Consider the following 18,851-nt stretch of genomic DNA (forward strand, 5'->3'; position numbering starts at 1 on the left):
ACCGTTATCTAAGCCCAACTCCTCGGAGTTGGGCTTTGTTTTATCTGTTGCACAGAATTAGTGCTTTTCGTGACCACACCATTAAGGTATGTTCAGGGATTACTCTGTTGACCAACTACGCATTGGTCTTTCTTTATAAAAGCAATGACAACAATGAATTAGGTACAAAAAGAAATGCAGTTTTCTAAGTTTGGCGAAAAGTTTAATCAGTACTCCGGAATCACTCAATTAATGGATGACTTGAATGATGGTCTACGCACCCCCGGTGCCATCATGCTCGGCGGAGGCAATCCAGCCGCTATTCCCGCCATGCTCGATTACTTTCATCAAGCCAGTGAAGAGATGCTCGCCAGTGGCGAACTGGTGGCAGCCATGGCCAACTACGACGGGCCGCAAGGTAAAGATGCTTTTGTTAAATCGCTGGCCAAACTACTAAAACAGACCTACGGCTGGGATATATCAGAAAAAAATATCAGTCTAACCAACGGTAGCCAAAGCGGTTTCTTCTACCTATTTAACCTTTTGGCTGGCAAGCAGCCAGACGGCTCGCACAAGAAAATTTTGTTGCCTCTTGCACCTGAATATATTGGCTATGGTGATGCGGGTATTGATGAGGACATTTTTGTCTCTTATCATCCAGAGATCGAAATGCTCGACAATGGCCTTTTCAAGTACCATGTCGATTTTGAACAGCTTAAAGTGGATAAGTCTGTCGCGGCCATTTGCGCTTCTCGCCCCACCAATCCGACTGGTAACGTGCTTACCGATCAAGAGATTCACAAGCTCGATAAGCTGGCACGTGAAAACAATATCCCGTTAATCATTGATAATGCCTACGGTCTACCTTTTCCTAATATCATCTTTGAAGACGTCGAACCATTTTGGAATGACAACACCATCTTGTGTATGAGCCTATCTAAGCTCGGGTTACCTGGCGTACGCTGCGGAATCGTGATCGCCAGCGAAGAAATAACACAAGCCTTGACCAATATGAATGGGATTATCAGCTTGGCGCCCGGCAGTCTTGGCCCGGCAATAGCCAACCATATTATTGGCAAAGGAGACTTGCTTAAGCTCAGCGCTGAGGTGATTAAACCGTTCTACCAACAGAAATCACAGCGCGCGGTTGAACTGTTACAAAAAACAATTACAGACTCTCGCTTTCGTATCCATAAGCCAGAGGGCGCGATCTTCTTGTGGCTGTGGTTTGATGAGCTCCCCATCACCACAATGGAACTGTATAAACGCCTTAAAGCACGCGGCGTGTTAATTGTTCCGGGCGAGTATTTTTTTATTGGCCAACAAGATGACTGGCAACACGCTCACCAATGCTTGCGTATGAACTATGTACAAAATGATGAGATGATGCAAAAAGGGATTTCTATCATCGCAGAAGAGGTCGAAAAAGCGTACTTGCAGCAATAGGCTCTCACAACATCGCACCAAATAAAAAGAGCGCCATCGGCGCTCTTTCACTCATTATTCGCACTATCCGCGATTATTTACTCTCAATATATTTATTACTATTAATTTCAATTTTTCGTGGTTGCATTGCTTGAGGAATTTCACGCTCTAGGTCGATATGCAATAGACCGTTTTCCATGCTCGCACCGATGACTTTTACATAGTCAGCAAGTTGGAATTTGCGTTCAAAGTCGCGCTCAGCAATACCTTGGTAAATGTAACTTTTACCCTCTTCGGCTTTACGTTCACCTTTAACGATCAAGGTGTGTTCTGCCTGAGTCAGTTCTAGCTGATCTTCAGCAAAACCTGCCACAGCCATAGTGATACGGTAGTGGTTATCATCTTGCTGTTCAATGTTGTATGGAGGGTAACCGCCTGAACTGTTTTTAGCGGCGGACGCTTCCATCATATCAACCAGACGATCAAAGCCGATGGCGTTGCGGTATAAAGGAGTGAAATCTGCAGTTCTCATAATACTATCCTCTTGATAAGCAATAGTCTTAGCCGTGAGTTTCCAGTACCAGATGCACTGGCGACTAAGTGATTGTTTGCCACTCCACAGGCAATATTGCACAGGGACATGGTTAGAATCGGGATTTTAAATCAGGGCTAACTCCGAATCCTCCAACGAGCGAGACGGCTTTAGCGGTACCGGGGGCCTGTTTCTTCTCGACTGAGCAAGACAGCTGACCCCTTCACCAATAGATATAGGGATGCGGCAAAATCGTTTCAAGAGAAAAAATTAAAATTTTTTCATCCTCATTAATTTCAGTCACTTAAAAACAAAAATACCGCCCAAAATTGGACGGTATTGAGACTAAAGTGGCGCCAGACTAGACGTCTAGGTTGGCCACCTTCAATGCGTTCTCTTCGATAAAGTTACGACGTGGTTCAACTTGGTCACCCATCAGTGTCGTAAACAACTGGTCAGCACCAACCGCATCTTCAATCGTTACTTGCATCATACGACGAGAGTCTGGATCCATGGTGGTTTCCCAAAGTTGGTCAGGGTTCATTTCACCCAAACCTTTATAACGCTGTAGTGAAAGACCACGACGCGACTCTTTGATCAACCAATCTAATGCTTCTGTGAAACTAGAAACTTCTTGAGTACGCTCGCCACGTTTGACATACGCACCCTCTTCAATTAAGCCATCTAATGCTTCTGATAGATCCGCTAAACGGCCGTATTCTTTCGAGTTTAATAGATCCAAAGAGACCACATATTCATGCATCACACCATGCGTACGAACCACCAGCTTAACAATGCTCACACCCAACTCTTCGTGTTTTTCCACTTCAAGTGAGTATTGGCTTGCGCCAACCTCTTTAGCGTTCAGTTGCTCGACCAGTTTTGCCCCCCAAGCTTGCACTTGGTTAGCATCTTTACACATCTCTGGGGTTAAACGAGGGATATAAGTCAGCTCGTTGATCATTGCATATGGGTAACGACGACTCATACGCTTAATCAGTTTCATGCTTTGGTTGTATTGAAGTACTAGTTTTTCAAGCGGTCCGCCAGCTAGAGCAGGAGCATTAGCGTTGACATAAAGCTCAGCATTATCCAAAGCAAGACCAGCTTGATATAGCTCCATCGCTTCTTCATCTTTAATGTATTGCTCTTGCTTACCTTTCTTCACTTTGTAAAGTGGTGGCTGAGCAATATAGATGTAACCACGTTCAATCAACTCTGGCATCTGACGGTAGAAGAAGGTCAATAGTAGCGTACGGATGTGAGAACCATCGACATCAGCATCGGTCATGATGATGATGTTGTGATAACGCAGTTTGTCAGGGTTGTATTCGTCACGGCCAATACCACAACCAAGGGCAGTAATAAGTGTGGCAACTTCTTGAGAAGAAAGCATTTTATCAAAGCGTGCTTTCTCAACGTTAAGGATTTTACCTTTCAACGGCAAAATCGCTTGGTTTTTACGGTTACGCCCCTGCTTGGCTGATCCGCCAGCAGAGTCTCCTTCCACTATGTACAGTTCAGAAAGAGCAGGATCCTTTTCTTGGCAATCGGCCAGTTTACCCGGCAGGCCCGCTAAATCTAGCGCGCCTTTACGACGAGTCATGTCACGCGCTTTACGCGCCGCTTCACGAGCACGAGCCGCATCAATAATTTTGCCACACACGATTTTTGCTTCCGTTGGGTTTTCAATTAAGAACTCCGACAACTTCTCACTCATCGCTGACTCAACTGCCGATTTCACTTCTGATGAAACCAGTTTGTCTTTGGTTTGGCTTGAGAATTTTGGATCAGGCACTTTTACCGAAACAACCGCCGTTAAACCTTCACGAGCATCATCACCTGAAGTCGCCGCTTGCGCTTTCTTCGAGTAACCTTCTTTGTCCATGAAATTATTAAGCGTACGTGTCAATGCGCCACGGAAACCCGCTAAGTGAGTACCACCATCGCGTTGTGGGATATTGTTGGTGAAACAGTACACCCCTTCCTGGAAACCGTCGTTCCATTGCATCGCCACTTCGACCGTAATGCCATCTTCTTCACGAGTATGATCAAAGTAGAAAATCTTTTGGTGAATTGGGGTTTTATTGCGGTTTAGATGCTCAACAAAAGCACGGATACCACCTTCAAACATGAAGTGATCCGATTTATCTTTTTCGCGCTCATCGATTAACTTAATCGATACGCCAGAGTTTAGGAACGAAAGCTCACGCAGACGTTTAGCCAGAATGTCATAATGGAATTCAATATTGGTGAAGGTTTCTTCACTTGGCCAGAAACGGATTCGAGTACCGGTTTCTTCCGTTTGACCAATCACAGTTAATGGCGACTGAGGTACACCATGATGATAGATTTGTTGGAATATTTCGCCTTTACGCTTAATGGTCAGTTCCACTTTTTCAGATAAGGCGTTCACAACCGAAACACCAACCCCATGTAGACCACCGGATACTTTGTATGAGTTGTCATCGAACTTACCGCCAGCGTGCAGTACCGTCATGATAACTTCAGCAGCAGAAACACCTTCTTCTTCGTGCATTTCCGTTGGAATACCACGGCCATCATCGCTGACCGATACCGAGTTATCTTCATGGATGGTGATTATGATGTCTGAACAATGGCCTGCCAACGCTTCATCAATTGAGTTATCCACCACCTCAAAAACCATGTGGTGCAGACCGGTGCCATCATCAGTGTCGCCGATGTACATTCCTGGACGTTTACGTACCGCATCCAGACCCTTCAGTACCTTAATACTCGATGAATCGTAATTATTCGACATCAGTTACTCTCTCACTATTTATCCGTGTCCTATTGTGCCATGTTCCACATGAAACATCTTGCTGTTTGACTCAATCATGTCAGCAACTTGGCTTTCAGTAATAGAACTTACAAAAACCTGAGCCCCCGTCGCTTTTAAGCAATCTGCTAAGCGCTGTCGACGTTGACTATCTAATTCAGAAGCAAAGTCATCTATCAAGTAGATGCATTGCTTGCCCGTCAATTGAGTAAGGTGCTGTCCTTGTGCAACACGCAGTGCACATACCATTAACTTCAACTGACCTCGTGATAAAACGTCTTCTACTGGCGTTCCATTCACTTTAATTTTTAAATCCGCTTTATTCGGGCCACTAAACGTGTAACCAAGCGATTGATCACGCTCGAAGTTTTTTTCGAGGATCTGCTGATAAGGGGTGTCCTTATCCCAGCCTCTTGAATACTTCAATTGAATATCAAATTCGGGTAAAAAGCCTTGGCACAACTCTTCAGCCACCAGTTTCATTTGGGCCACGTACGCACTACGCCAAACATCAATCTGTTGCGCTAAACGCGCCATTTCTTGATCCCAGTAACTGAGTTCGCGATAACTGGTCGCAGTTTTTAATAACGCATTACGTTGCTTGTTGAGACGCTTAAAACGCCCCCATGCATCATAAAAAGCAGCTTCAGTATGGAACACGCCCCAATCGATAAATGCACGTCGTTGTTTTGGTCCATCCGTGAGTAGTTCAAACCCTTCAGGATGAATCAACTGCAATGGTAAAACTTGCGCCAACTGTGCCAATTTTTGCCCAGATTGACCGCCTATTTTAACCTCTGTCGAGCCATCACGCTGCTTATTAATGCCAATTGGTAGCTCAAATTGATCCGAGTTCAAAAAACGTCCATGAACAAACAGTTCACTGCAGTCATTTTGAATCACTCGCCCAGTTAATGAGCTCTTAAATGAACGACCATGTCCGAGCAAATAAATCGCTTCTAGGATACTGGTTTTGCCACTGCCGTTTAGTCCAATAAGAAAGTTAAAGCCTGCTGATAGTTCAATATCACAGGCTTTAATATTTCGAAATTGCTGAATGATGAGACGAGAAAGCGGCATGCTAGAGTCGAATTGGCATCACCACATACATGGCACTGTCATCGGCGGCATTCTCAATGAGGGCGCTCGCATTTGAATCTGACATCGAAATACGCACTCGCTCACAACGCAGAGTATTGAGCACATCGAGCACGTAACTGACGTTAAAACCAATTTCAATCGGTTCACCGTCGAAATGTACATCGAGCATCTCTTCGGCCTCTTCCTGTTCAGGGTTATTGGCCGTAATACGCATCTGTGTATCAGCGAGGTTAACACGCACGCCACGAAACTTTTCGTTAGACAAAATCGCCGCACGAGAGAAAGACTGGCGCAACTCATCACAACCCGCTTCAAGGGTTTTGGTGGTAGTTTGTGGCATAACACGCCGATAGTCAGGGAAACGACCATCGACCAACTTAGAGGTAAAGACGTAATTGTTCACTTCAGCGCGCACATTCGAGCTACCGACTTGCAACACGACTGGTTGCTCTGGGGCATCAAGCAGTTTGACCAACTCAAGTACCCCTTTGCGTGGCACAATGATCTGCTTGTTGGCAAAGTCTGCCCCTAACTGGGTTTGTGACACTGCCATACGGTGACCATCGGTTGCGACACTGCGTAGAGTGGTGCCATCAATTTCAAACAGCATCCCGTTGAGATAGTAGCGCACATCTTGATTGGCCATCGAAAACTGGGTTTTCTCGACCAAGCCACGCAATTCGGCTTGGGAGAGCGAGATTTCGACTTCGCTTTGCCAATCTTCAATATTAGGAAAATCATTAGCTGGTAGTGTCGCAAGCGAAAAACGGCTGCGCCCGGAACGAACCTGCACACGATCGCCTTCCAATAAAAAGGTAATCACAGCGTCATCTGGCAAACCGCGACAAATATCTAAGAACTTACGCGATGGCACCGTAATGCTCCCCGCTTCAAATTCACCTTCCAGAGTGACACGACTGATCAGCTCTACTTCAAGGTCGGTTGCCGTCATCGACAACATGTTGTCTTCGACTTTCAGTAGTAAGTTACCCAAGATCGGCAACGTTGGTCGACCACCTAACGCACCTGAAACTTGTTGAAGAGGTTTCAGTAGGTGGCTACGCTCAATGGAAAATTTCATAAGAGGCTCTTATCCGAATTCGTTATTATTGCTCGGTGCTTAGAATACTGTGAATCAAGAAATAGTGCGAATCAAGACGACAAAGTACGAATCAGGTTCGAGTAGTCTTCTTTAATATCATGGCTCTCTTCACGCAATTGCTGAATTTTACGGCAAGCGTGCAGCACAGTGGTATGGTCACGACCGCCAAACGCATCACCAATTTCTGGCAAACTGTGGTTAGTGAGCTCTTTCGCTAGCGCCATCGCCAATTGACGTGGACGCGCCACTGAACGTGAACGACGCTTAGACAGCAGATCAGCCACTTTAATTTTGTAGTATTCCGCCACGGTCTTTTGAATATTGTCTATCGTTACCAGTTTCTCTTGCAGAGCCAGCAAGTCACGTAGCGCTTCGCGAACGAAATCAATAGTGATTGGGCGGCCAGTGAAGTTGGCATTGGCGATCACTCGGTTGAGTGCGCCTTCCAACTCACGAACGTTAGAACGTAAACGCTTGGCGATAAAGAACGCGACTTCATCCGCCAAATGAATCTGGTGATCTTCCGCTTTCTTCATCAAGATCGCGACACGAGTTTCCAACTCTGGCGGCTCAATCGCCACCGTTAGGCCCCATCCAAATCGTGACTTGAGACGATCCTCTACCCCGTTGATCTCTTTCGGGTAACGGTCTGAGGTCAAAATGATCTGCTGATTGCCTTCTAACAACGCGTTAAAGGTATGAAAGAACTCTTCTTGCGAGCGCTCTTTGTTAGCGAAAAATTGAATATCATCGATAAGCAACGCATCAACGCTACGATAGTAACGCTTAAACTCTTCAATCGCATTGTTTTGCAATGCTTTAACCATGTCTTGAACGAAACGCTCAGAGTGCATATAAACCACTTTGGCATTAGGCTTGTTATCAACAATCGCATTACCTACCGCGTGTAACAAGTGCGTTTTACCTAAACCAGTGCCACCGTATAAGAACAGCGGATTATAAGCAGAGCCCGGATTATCAGACACTTGACGCGCTGCGGCCAAGCCTAATTGGTTCGACTTACCTTCGACAAAGTTATTGAATTTGTGTTTTGGATTAACGTTCGATCTATGGTTGATGTTGGCAATCGCTTGTGCGTCGTCATCCCAGGTTTTATGTACTGGTTTGCGCGCTTGTAATTGCGCAGGCGCCGACGATTCTGCGGCCACATCTGCAGGGGTACGCTTAGGAGCCGCCGGTTTTGGCGCAACAACACGACGACTGCCGATCTCAAAACGTAGACTCGGCACATCATTGCCACAGTATTGCTGTAGCAGGCGGTTGATATTGTTAATGTACTTGTCACGAACCCAATCAAGAACAAAACGGTTTGGGGCAAATAGAGTAAGCGTATTGTCATTGAGCTCCGCTTGTAACGGGCGAACCCACATGCTGAATTCAGTTGCTGGTAGCTCTTCTTGAAGCTGTTGCAAACATTGCAACCAAAGCGAAGATGACACGGTGCCCCCACTCGAAGTAATTGATCTGGAAAGATTGGCAATTTTACCTGTTGATAACCAAGATCGCCAGCAAATGATCGAGGATCCAGTGAATAAGATCGAAGTTATTCACAATATTTTCGATATTATTCCCGAGTTCACCACACGCTGCCCCACTTTTACCCACACTTTGATCCACAATAGGGCATTTTTGCCACGATCCTTGAATTGGTGATAAGTCTGTGAATGAATGATCGCCACGACGACGAAAAGACCTAAGATCAACCAGGAAAAGTGACTCGATGATAAAGTGGACAATTATCAACCAAGCTTATTACTCTAGTGACTAGGTTATTGCTCTTAGTTATTTATCTAATTAACTAAAGTGACAGTAGTATTTATCCCCAAGATAATTTGGAGTTGTAATATGAAAAACTGGATTAAAGCTGCTGTGGCAGCCATCGCACTATCAGCGGCTACTGTTCAAGCAGCAACGGAAGTGAAAGTCGGCATGTCAGGCCGTTACTTCCCATTCACTTTTGTTCAGCAAGATCAACTGCAAGGCTTTGAAGTCGACCTGTGGGATGAAATCGGCAAACGCAATGACTACCAAATAGAATACGTCACCGCTAACTTTTCTGGCCTATTTGGTCTGCTAGAAACAGGTCGCATCGATACAATCTCAAACCAAATCACCATGACGGACGCGCGTAAAGCGAAATACCTGTTCGCTGACCCGTATGTGGTCGACGGTGCGCAAATTACCGTTCGTAGCAACAATGACAGCATCAAAGGCGTCGAAGATTTAGCGGGGAAATCCGTTGCCGTCAACTTAGGCTCTAACTTTGAACAACTACTACGTAACTATGACAAAGACGGCAAGATCAACATCAAAACATATGACACGGGCATAGAGCACGATGTCGCACTTGGTCGAGCGGATGCCTTCGTTATGGATCGTCTGTCTGCTCTTGAGCTTATCAAGAAAACCGGTCTGCCTCTCAAACTGGCTGGTCAACCGTTTGAGACCATTCAAAATGCGTGGCCATTTGTTGATAACCAAAAAGGCAACAAGCTTCAAGCAGAAGTCAACCAAGCTCTAGCAGCCATGCGCGCAGACGGCACTCTAGCGAAAATTTCGCAAAAATGGTTCGGCGCTGATATCACAGAGTAAAATCTGTATACTTTCTATCGCAGTTCAGAGATAGAAAATTTTTAACCCACTGCTTGCCTTCCTCTGCAGTGGGTTTTTGCTTTTCTATACCGTTATCAAATATTGGAAACCATTATGGGATTTGACTTTAACTACATGCTGGATTTAATGCCAATACTACTCAAGTATCTTGGCACCACCATGGAAATGGCCACATGGGGGCTATTTTTCTCACTGATTTTGTCGGTCATTCTGGCCAATATTCGCGTATTTCGCATCCCAGTACTTGATCAATTAAGTCAGCTCTATATCAGTTTTTTCCGTGGCACTCCGCTGTTGGTTCAACTGTTTCTGCTTTACTACGGCTTACCTCAAATCTTCCCATGGTTGGTCGGGCTCAATGCATTTAGTGCCGCGGTGATTGGTTTAACCTTGCACTTTGCCGCTTATATGGCAGAAAGTATTCGCGCCGCCATTATCGGTATCGATCGCAGCCAAATGGAAGCCAGTCTGTCGGTCGGCATGACAACTTCTCAAGCGATGCGTCGGATCATTTTGCCACAAGCAACACGCGTCGCGCTGCCGTCACTGATGAACTACTTCATTGATATGATTAAGTCGACTTCGCTGGCCTTTACCCTAGGCGTGGCAGAAATCATGGCTAGAGCGCAGATGGAGGCCTCATCGAGCTTTCGTTTCTTCGAAGCTTTCTTAGCGGTTGCACTTATTTACTGGGGTGTCGTGGTGATCCTAACTCGCGTGCAAATCTGGGCAGAGGCCAAACTGAATAAGGCGTATGTACGATGATCAAACTAGACAATATTCATAAACGCTTTGGCGATAGCGAAGTACTTAAAGGGATCAACCTTGAGATAAAACAAGGTGAGATCATCGTGATTATCGGTTCAAGTGGCACAGGTAAATCGACTCTACTTCGCACCGTTAACTTTCTCGAGAGAGCCGACAAAGGTGTCATTAGCATTGATGATGTCAGTGTCGATAGCGAAAAGCATACCGAAGCAGAAGTGTTGGCTCTCCGTCGTAAAACTGGTTTTGTATTTCAAAATTATGCGTTATTTGCCCATATGACGGCGCGACAAAATATTGCTGAAGGTCTGATCACCGTTCGCGGATGGAAAAAATCACACGCCTTACAGCGTGCACAACAGATTCTCGATGACATTGGTTTAAGTGACAAGGGTGATAGTTATCCAGCATCGCTATCTGGTGGCCAGCAGCAACGTGTCGGTATTGGTCGAGCTATGGCTCTGCAGCCAGAATTATTGTTATTTGACGAACCAACGTCGGCGCTAGACCCAGAATGGGTTGGTGAAGTTCTTAGTTTAATGAAGGACTTAGCAACAAAACACCAAACTATGCTGGTGGTTACCCACGAAATGCAATTTGCCAGAGAGGTCGCCGATCGGGTGATCTTTATGGCGGAAGGACATATTGTTGAGCAAGGTTCTCCACAGGATATCTTCGGTAATCCACAAGATCCTCGCTTGAAAAAATTCCTTCGACAAGTCGGAGCTGACTAGGGTCTGTTGACCTTCCGAGCTGATTTTTGCAGCACTTTGTGGGAAATTTATACAAGGCAGAGGCTTTGACGTGTAGTTGCTCTACATAAAAAGCCGATAACGCAGTAGAAATGAACCACAAAGGCTGCTCGAAGGGTTCGGCTAGAATCGTTCTATGCTTTGTTAAGAAGTATTGGCTTAGAATAACTAGGCGACATACTCCTTGCCGCGCCTAAAACGATTCTATCTCGAACAAAATTTAACCGCGAAAGGTTAACAGACCCTAAAGATCACTAAAGAAGATCGATCGATCCTTGAGATTTTGCTCACACTCCGTATAATCGCTCGGCCGGAATTTAGCATTTGCACAAAGATTGACACTTAGTGTGACTGTGATTACAATTCCGCCTCTTTGTTGAGAGGCGTCGGTTTTGTCCTCTTTTATATAAAGAAGACGTTACGACCCACGCCGGGTTAACATTGACCTAAAACTACTGATCAGTAAAGGTAATTATCATGAAACGCACTTTTCAACCTACCGTTCTAAAGCGCAAGCGTACTCACGGTTTCCGTGCACGTATGGCTACTAAAAACGGTCGTGCTACAATCAATGCACGTCGTGCAAAAGGCCGTAAGCGTCTTTCTAAGTAATCTTCGATTATTTTGAATACGTACGCGTTCAATCGGGAGTTACGTTTGTTAACTCCCGAGCATTATCAAAATGTCTTTCAGCAAGCTCACCGAGCAGGCTCACCTCATTTCACCATCATTGCTCGTAAAAATAGCCTATCTCATCCTCGACTAGGTTTAGCCGTTCCAAAAAAACAGATCAAAACCGCCGTCGGTCGAAATCGTTTTAAGCGCCTTGCACGTGAAAGCTTTCGTAACAATCAACATCAACTTGCTAATAAAGATTTTGTTGTTATTGCTAAGAAAAGCGCGCAAGATTTAAGTAATGAAGAAATTTTCAAACTGTTTGATAAATTATGGCAGCGCCTATCTCGCCCTTCGCGTGGTTAGCAATCGGCTTCGTCCGTCTCTATCAAGGTCTTATTAGTCCGCTTATCGGACCTCGTTGTCGTTTTACTCCAACTTGCTCAACATATGCCATTGAAGCGTTGAAAGCTCACGGTTTTGTAAAAGGGTGTTGGTTATCAAGCAAACGTCTATTAAAATGCCACCCTTTGAATGAAGGGGGTTACGACCCCGTTCCACCAGTCCAAAAACAAGACAGAGATAAATAACGATGGATTCTCAACGTAATATCCTGTTAATCGCGCTAGCACTGGTTTCTTTTCTATTGTTCCAGCAATGGCAAGTCGCAAAGAATCCAACGCCTCAGCCGGTTGAGCAGGCTCAATCAAGCAGTACTCTACCCGCACCATCTTTTGCAGATGAGCTAGACCCAACGCCAGGGCAGCAAGCTTCTGCTAAAACGATTACCGTGACCACTGATGTATTGACTCTGTCGATTGATACGGTGGGTGGCGATGTCATCAATGCAGATTTAAACCAATACTCAAACGAGCTAGATTCGTCTGACCCATTAGTTCTACTAAAAAGCGAACCTGGTCATCAGTTCATTGCTCAAAGTGGCCTTGTTGGTCCTCAGGGTATTGATCTGAGCAGTTCAAACCGCCCTGCTTACTCGGTCAGCGCAGACAACTTTACCCTCGCGGAAGGTCAAGATGAACTGCGTATTCCATTAACGTACGCAGCTAACGGTCTTGAATATGTCAAAACGTTCGTTGTAAAACGTGGCAGCTATGCTCTTGATGTTGAATACGATGTCGTCAACAAGTCTGGCAACAACGCGACACTCGGTATGTACGCGCACTTACGTCAGAATCTACTTGACGCTGGTGGCAGCATCACGATGCCAACCTACCGTGGCGGTGCTTACTCAACTGAAGATACTCGCTACAAAAAGTACAGCTTCGACGATATGCAAGATCGCAACCTTTCTCTACCGCTACCAAACGGTCAGGGTTGGGCGGCAATGATCCAGCACTACTTCGCTACCGCGTGGATTCCACGTAATGAACCAGGCACCAATCTCTACACTCGTGTAATTGGTAACTTGGGCGATATCGGTGTACGCATACCAAACAAAACCATCGCCGATGGTGACAGCACTAAATTCCAAGCAACACTTTGGATTGGTCCTAAGCTACAAGATCAAATGGAACAAGTGGCGCCTAACCTCGACTTAGTGGTTGACTACGGTTGGCTATGGTTTATCGCCAAACCACTGCACACTCTACTTTCATTTATTCAAAGCTTTGTCAGCAACTGGGGTGTCGCAATTATCTGTCTGACCTTCATTGTTCGTGGTGCGATGTACCCGCTAACTAAAGCGCAGTACACCTCAATGGCAAAAATGCGTATGCTTCAGCCTAAGCTGCAAGCGATGCGTGAGCGTATTGGCGATGACCGTCAGCGCATGAGCCAAGAAATGATGGAACTGTATAAGAAAGAGAAAGTGAACCCCCTCGGTGGCTGTCTTCCTCTGATTCTACAAATGCCTATCTTCATCTCGCTATACTGGGCACTGATGGAGTCGGTTGAGTTACGTCACTCACCTTTCTTCGGTTGGATTCATGACCTTTCAGCGCAAGACCCGTACTACATATTGCCACTACTGATGGGTGCGTCGATGTTCATGATTCAGAAAATGAGCCCGACCACAGTGACCGACCCAATGCAGCAGAAGATCATGACCTTTATGCCGGTGATGTTTACCTTCTTCTTCCTGTTCTTCCCATCAGGTCTGGTTCTTTACTGGCTTGTTTCGAACGTAGTAACGCTAATCCAGCAAACGCTGATTTTTAGATCGCTCGAGAAAAAAGGCTTACACTCCAAGTAACCTTCAATAAATGGAATAACAGTAAAAGGCGGCCAAAAGGTCGCCTTTTTTATTTGAGCTGATTACAATTCAGCTAAGTGTATATTTGCCAAACTGGCACCGAGAGATAACAGGCTCATTTATGACAACAGAGACCATAGTGGCACAAGCGACCGCCCCAGGTCGTGGTGGCGTGGGTATTATTCGCGTTTCTGGCCCACTCGCAGAAAAAGTCGCGCAAGAAGTGACCGGAAAATCACTCCGCCCTCGTTATGCGGAGTACCTGCCATTTTGCGCTGAAGATGGCAGCCAAATAGATCAAGGTATCGCCCTCTACTTCCCTAATCCACACTCGTTCACTGGCGAGGATGTACTTGAGCTGCAAGGCCATGGTGGCCCAGTGGTGATGGACATGCTGATAAAACGCATCGTTGCCATCGAAGGCATTCGTACTGCCCGTCCAGGTGAGTTCTCCGAGCGTGCATTCTTAAACGACAAGCTCGACTTAGCCCAAGCTGAAGCGATTGCTGACTTGATTGATGCCAGTTCAGAAGAAGCCGCTAAGTCTGCGCTACAGTCGCTACAAGGCGCTTTCTCATCACGTATCCACACCTTAGTCGAATCCTTAATTCACCTACGCATTTATGTCGAGGCAGCGATTGATTTTCCTGAAGAGGAAATCGACTTTCTCGCCGATGGTAAAGTGGCTGGCGATCTGCAGGCAATCATCGATAACCTCACCGCCGTGCGCAAAGAAGCCAACCAAGGCGCGATTATGCGTGAAGGGATGAAAGTGGTGATTGCAGGCCGGCCGAATGCGGGTAAATCCAGCCTGCTGAACGCCCTGTCGGGTAAAGAGTCTGCCATCGTGACGGACATTGCAGGTACCACCCGTGACGTGCTGCGCGAACATATCCATATCGATGGTATGCCACTGCATATTATCGACACGGCAGGTCTGCGCGACGCTTCAGACGAAGTGGAAAAAATCGGTATCGAGCGCGCTTGGGATGAAATCGCCCAGGCCGATCGCGTGCTGTTTATGGTCGATGGCACCACCACTGATGCGACAGACCCAAAAGAGATCTGGCCCGATTTTGTCGATCGTCTCCCCGCCAATATTGGCATTACCGTGATCCGTAATAAAGCGGATCAAACCGGTGAAGAGCTAGGAATCTGTCACGTCAATGATCCTACTCTCATTCGCCTTTCCGCTAAAACCGGTGAAGGCGTTGAGGCTCTGCGTACTCACTTAAAAGAATGCATGGGCTTTGCTGGTGGTAATGAAGGTGGCTTTATGGCGCGTCGTCGTCATCTAGAGGCATTGGAACGCGCCGCAGAGCATCTCGATATTGGTCAGCAGCAGCTAGAAGGTTACATGGCGGGTGAAATCCTCGCTGAAGAGCTGAGAATAGCGCAACAACATTTGAGCGAAATCACTGGAGAATTTAGCTCCGATGACCTACTCGGACGCATCTTTTCATCATTCTGTATCGGGAAGTAAAGTGGGCAAATAACGGAAAACAACAGCAAGAAACGGTAGATAACACACTGATTTTCTTAGATCATCATTTGCCGTTTATTTCCATCCGTTGCCGTTAATTGCCAAATCTAGTCCCCATTTGGGCTCCATGACATGCTACTCGCACTGATTGGGGCCCAAATGGAGTCTAAAATGAAAATTTCTATTCAAAAACGAACACTTAGAGCTGATGGCACACGCTCACTACGTTTGGTTTATGATCATGGTTATGCCACAAACACACTAGGTGGACGCCAAAATAAACGTAAACGCAGCTACGAAACTTTAGACCTGTACGTTCACGACAAACCTAAAACACCCACCCAGCGCCAACACAACAAAGAACATATGCTTCTCGCCGAAACCATTAAGAGTAAACGGCTGGTTGAGTGGCAATCCCAAAAGCATGGCTTTGAGGATAGAACCAAGCGTTCAGCTAGCTTCATTGATTACTTTCAACGGCAAATTGACATCAAAGAACAAACTACCTCAAGCTCCAACCACTCGATCTGGCTTTCAGCTCGTAAGCACCTGCTGTTCTACTGCGGGAAACATGATCTTAGCTTTGATGAGCTGGATAAAGACTGGTTAGACGGATTTAAGTATTACCTGACCAATGAAGCGAAAACCAAGAGTGATGAGCCTTTGTCTCGCAACACGCAAAGCTCCTACTTCAATAAAGTTCGAGCGGCGATCAACGAAGCACATCGAGAGGGTATTATTCGCGATAACCCGCTTGCACAAGTAACCAGCATCAAAGCAAAGACGACTCAGCGTGTTTATCTGACATTAGATGAGGTTAACTCTCTAGCTCAAACGGAATGTCGCTACCCAATTCTCAAGCGTGCATTTCTTTTCTCCTGCTCAACAGGTATGCGTTGGTGCGACATTCAAAAGCTCACCTGGTCAGAAATAGAGACGTTTCAAGAGCACAAACGAATTATCTTCGACCAGAGCAAGCTCTCTCACGGCGATGCTAAGAGCCTTCAGTATTTAGATATACCAAAGTCAGCTGAAACTCTTCTGGGTAGCCCTAAAGCTTCTCACGAGCGCGTATTCAAGGGATTAAAGTACTCTTCGTACATGAACGTTGAATTGCTTAGATGGAGCCTGGCTGCTGGGATCAGTAAACACGTTACATTCCACAGTGGCCGCCATACCTTTGCCGTGATCCAATTGAGCAGAGGTGTAGATATTTACTCAGTGTCTCGATTACTCGGTCATAGCGAACTTAAGACAACAGAGATCTACGCTGACATCATTGAACAACGCAGGATGGAAGCCATGCTGACATTCCCTGATATTTTTGCTTCTGGAAAGGATTCAGCGGCCTGATGAGGCCGCTGCTATAAAAGTATTACTTACGAGAAACGGTGGCGACATAATTTGCTGCCCTTTTTTCGATCTCATAATGAGATGAAACACGCTGCTCCTCAACCCAACTCATGATAGCTTGGCGCTCAAATCGGAGGTGTTTGCCAAGCTTAAAGTAAGGGATCTCTGCCGAGCTCGTTAGCTTATACAGCTGGTTGGTTGATAAACCCAACAAGGCTGCACATTCATCAACGGTTAGAATGTCCTTTCCAAGCAACTCCACCTTTTGTTGCTGCAAACGCTGCTCCAGAACAGCGCGCTCAACACGATCAATCTTGGCGAGAATGGATTGAAGAAGAACTTGCTCGTTGGTTGTCATCGTATCACCGCCTCACCCATTGGAATGTCTTTGGGAAGAGTGGGAAAACCGGGAAATGCACTATTCATCAATACCCATCTCCTTCAACTCAGAGAGGATCTTTTCCGGCCAAAAGGCGAAAAAACGATGATCAAACTCACTACCGTTCTTCTTGTCGATAACCCGAAGTGTTCCCCTACGATCTTCATTGGTTTCAAACCACCCTTTATGAATCAAAGGGCTCAATTGACTCTTATACTGACGCCGCAGTCGAAGCTGCTTAACAAATTCTTGTTTGTGGATAAGCCACTGGACGTCATCACCATCCTGCCGCCAGTAACCAAACTTTGACGGTCTGCTTGTACAGAGTTCAGGAAGCTTATTTTCCCAATGGCTAATCGCTTGTTTCAAAGCACTTAACACCTCATACGTTTCTTGATTATGCTGGTGCCCTCTGTGAGATAACCAGCGACTAAAAACGCTATAGACGGAATACAGCGACTCTTCTTCAGACCATGGCACTAAGTGGTTTCGTGACGCAACAGACAACGCTACACCAACCAGGACAAAGCGCTTCAATACCCGATGAACCTGGCCGGAATAATTGCTTTTAGACCAATGCTGCCTCAGCGTTTCGATTTCACGCTGTAAAACGACTTCCAGATCGGGCTTATCTGAAATAAGCGTCATCCAAGCCGTGAACAAAGTGCCAAAGTACTTTTGAGTCTGCTTTTCTAAGTGCTCAGCAAACTGAGATGGTGAGGAAAAGCGGTGTAGATCCGCAAAACAACCGAAACGCTCTTCGGCAGGAATTTCGATGACTCGAATGAGCTGACCTGCTTTCACTTGATAGCCAGCTGACTCCATCAGCTCTGTCAGGCCAACTTCTCCATTGCTCAATGTCAACGTCCGCCAATTGGCAATATTCGCCAGGCCGCCTGTTTCGGTGGCTCGCAGCTTTCCACATCCGTTGACGATTTGATAAGCCGCAGAACTGGCTTCTTCCGCCGAGCACAACCCAAGCTCATCTAACACAAGCAACATGTCATGATGTTCCGATGCAACCGCTTCAATACCGTTTGCCGTCGTTTTCCACGACTTGATATATGACTTATCAGCATAAACAGACGCCGCAACAAACGATGTGACAGATTTCCCCGATGAAGACGGCCCCATAATATGGAATGCCGCACTTTCCATTCCAACAGGCTTGAGAAGCGGTGCGGCCAACGCAACACCAACAGAAAAAATGAGCAATGGGTTGCCGACCAACAAAGAACCGACTTCACTTTGCCATTCCGCTAAGCTCCCTTTTGCCAAACAGAGCGAATCAGCCATCCCACCAGAAAAATAGTAGGACTCATCTGACCGTCCGAAACTTTTCTCCGGAGTGACGAACACCTTGTCATGCCAACCTGTTCTTGTGACACAAAAGGCCGTTTCTGCCGCTTTGAGCTCTTCCCGCAAATAGCGCTGGACCATATTCCATGCAGTTTGCTCAGGCTCCAGCCAAAAACCGGTATCAAACAATTCATCTCTTAACTGATAGTTGGTCCCTCCCATGATCTTTCTGGCAGGCACTATCATTCGAATCGTCTGTCTGTCCATATTGATGATTTCAATACAAGCACTGAACCCTGACTTCCGATCAGGTGAACGCGTTCTAGCAAGAACCTTGACCGAAGAGCTCAACGAACGCCAACCTCGCTCACGGCAGAAATACTGTAGTTGATCATGGTGATGACGAAACTTCATATGACC

General features: G+C 46.1%; 17 protein-coding genes. 10 read left to right on the forward strand and 7 right to left on the reverse strand.

What is annotated here, in order from left to right:
* Window positions 1-174 precede the first annotated feature (174 nt).
* Window positions 175-1,425 (forward strand): valine--pyruvate transaminase, encoded by a 1,251-nt coding sequence (locus CDZ87_RS10100; RefSeq protein ID WP_100753438.1) that lies wholly within the window; start codon window positions 175-177, stop codon window positions 1,423-1,425.
* A gap of 73 nt (window positions 1,426-1,498) precedes the next feature.
* On the opposite strand, the gene CDZ87_RS10105 is transcribed toward CDZ87_RS10100, so the two are convergent.
* The 5 genes from CDZ87_RS10105 to dnaA form a co-directional block, all read right to left on the reverse strand.
* Window positions 1,499-1,936 carry an Hsp20 family protein gene (locus CDZ87_RS10105; RefSeq protein ID WP_100753439.1) on the reverse strand — a complete coding sequence of 146 codons (438 nt, stop codon included), beginning with the start codon at window positions 1,934-1,936 and terminating at the stop codon, window positions 1,499-1,501.
* Window positions 1,937-2,297: 361 nt separating this feature from the next.
* The gene (gyrB, locus tag CDZ87_RS10110) at window positions 2,298-4,718 is read right to left on the reverse strand and encodes a DNA topoisomerase (ATP-hydrolyzing) subunit B (RefSeq protein ID WP_100753440.1); all 2,421 of its coding nucleotides are present in this window, start codon (window positions 4,716-4,718) and stop codon (window positions 2,298-2,300) included.
* An 18-nt stretch (window positions 4,719-4,736) separates the two neighbouring features.
* The gene (recF, locus tag CDZ87_RS10115) at window positions 4,737-5,816 is read right to left on the reverse strand and encodes a DNA replication/repair protein RecF (protein WP_100753441.1); all 1,080 of its coding nucleotides are present in this window, start codon (window positions 5,814-5,816) and stop codon (window positions 4,737-4,739) included.
* Window position 5,817: 1 nt separating this feature from the next.
* A complete protein-coding gene (gene dnaN, locus CDZ87_RS10120; RefSeq protein WP_100753442.1) occupies window positions 5,818-6,918 on the reverse strand; it encodes a DNA polymerase III subunit beta in 1,101 nt (366 codons plus the stop codon).
* 71 nt (window positions 6,919-6,989) lie between these two features.
* Window positions 6,990-8,399: a chromosomal replication initiator protein DnaA gene (gene dnaA, locus CDZ87_RS10125; protein WP_038175804.1), complete on the reverse strand. Its 1,410-nt coding sequence runs from the start codon at window positions 8,397-8,399 to the stop codon at window positions 6,990-6,992.
* Window positions 8,400-8,805: 406 nt separating this feature from the next.
* Here dnaA and CDZ87_RS10130 point away from each other — a divergent pair, with 406 nt between their 5' ends.
* The 9 genes from CDZ87_RS10130 to CDZ87_RS10175 all read left to right on the forward strand — a co-directional run bounded on the left by CDZ87_RS10130 (window position 8,806) and on the right by CDZ87_RS10175 (window position 16,753).
* Window positions 8,806-9,552: an amino acid ABC transporter substrate-binding protein gene (locus CDZ87_RS10130; RefSeq protein ID WP_100753443.1), complete on the forward strand. Its 747-nt coding sequence runs from the start codon at window positions 8,806-8,808 to the stop codon at window positions 9,550-9,552.
* A 114-nt stretch (window positions 9,553-9,666) separates the two neighbouring features.
* A complete protein-coding gene (locus tag CDZ87_RS10135; RefSeq protein ID WP_038175801.1) occupies window positions 9,667-10,338 on the forward strand; it encodes an amino acid ABC transporter permease in 672 nt (223 codons plus the stop codon).
* Window positions 10,335-11,072, forward strand: a complete 738-nt coding sequence (locus CDZ87_RS10140) for an amino acid ABC transporter ATP-binding protein (protein ID WP_100753444.1) — start codon at window positions 10,335-10,337, stop codon at window positions 11,070-11,072. The genes CDZ87_RS10135 and CDZ87_RS10140 overlap by 4 nt, the downstream gene beginning before the upstream one ends.
* Window positions 11,073-11,567: 495 nt before the next feature.
* Window positions 11,568-11,702 carry a 50S ribosomal protein L34 gene (gene rpmH / locus CDZ87_RS10150; RefSeq protein ID WP_004735800.1) on the forward strand — a complete coding sequence of 45 codons (135 nt, stop codon included), beginning with the start codon at window positions 11,568-11,570 and terminating at the stop codon, window positions 11,700-11,702.
* A gap of 45 nt (window positions 11,703-11,747) precedes the next feature.
* Window positions 11,748-12,071 carry a ribonuclease P protein component gene (gene rnpA, locus CDZ87_RS10155; RefSeq protein WP_239928257.1) on the forward strand — a complete coding sequence of 108 codons (324 nt, stop codon included), beginning with the start codon at window positions 11,748-11,750 and terminating at the stop codon, window positions 12,069-12,071.
* Window positions 12,038-12,295 (forward strand): membrane protein insertion efficiency factor YidD, encoded by a 258-nt coding sequence (yidD, locus tag CDZ87_RS10160; RefSeq protein ID WP_084185992.1) that lies wholly within the window; start codon window positions 12,038-12,040, stop codon window positions 12,293-12,295. Before rnpA ends, yidD begins: the two co-directional genes overlap by 34 nt.
* Window positions 12,296-12,297: 2 nt before the next feature.
* On the forward strand, window positions 12,298-13,917 hold the full coding sequence (yidC, locus tag CDZ87_RS10165) for a membrane protein insertase YidC (protein WP_100753445.1): 1,620 nt from the start codon (window positions 12,298-12,300) through the stop codon (window positions 13,915-13,917).
* A 121-nt stretch (window positions 13,918-14,038) separates the two neighbouring features.
* A complete protein-coding gene (mnmE, locus tag CDZ87_RS10170; protein ID WP_100753446.1) occupies window positions 14,039-15,400 on the forward strand; it encodes a tRNA uridine-5-carboxymethylaminomethyl(34) synthesis GTPase MnmE in 1,362 nt (453 codons plus the stop codon).
* A gap of 171 nt (window positions 15,401-15,571) precedes the next feature.
* Window positions 15,572-16,753, forward strand: a complete 1,182-nt coding sequence (locus CDZ87_RS10175) for a site-specific integrase (protein WP_100753447.1) — start codon at window positions 15,572-15,574, stop codon at window positions 16,751-16,753.
* Window positions 16,754-16,775: 22 nt separating this feature from the next.
* Here CDZ87_RS10175 and CDZ87_RS10180 read toward each other — a convergent pair whose 3' ends face one another.
* Complete coding sequence (locus CDZ87_RS10180; RefSeq protein WP_100753448.1) at window positions 16,776-17,111, reverse strand: helix-turn-helix domain-containing protein; 336 nt, start codon at window positions 17,109-17,111, stop codon at window positions 16,776-16,778.
* Between the two features lie 60 nt (window positions 17,112-17,171).
* Entirely contained in the window at window positions 17,172-18,845 is a 1,674-nt protein-coding gene (locus tag CDZ87_RS10185) for a DUF927 domain-containing protein (protein WP_100753449.1), read from the reverse strand.
* Window positions 18,846-18,851 lie beyond the last annotated feature (6 nt).

It is taken from the genome of Vibrio salilacus (assembly GCF_002811245.1).
In the GTDB taxonomy this organism is placed as follows: Bacteria; Pseudomonadota; Gammaproteobacteria; order Enterobacterales; family Vibrionaceae; genus Vibrio; species Vibrio salilacus.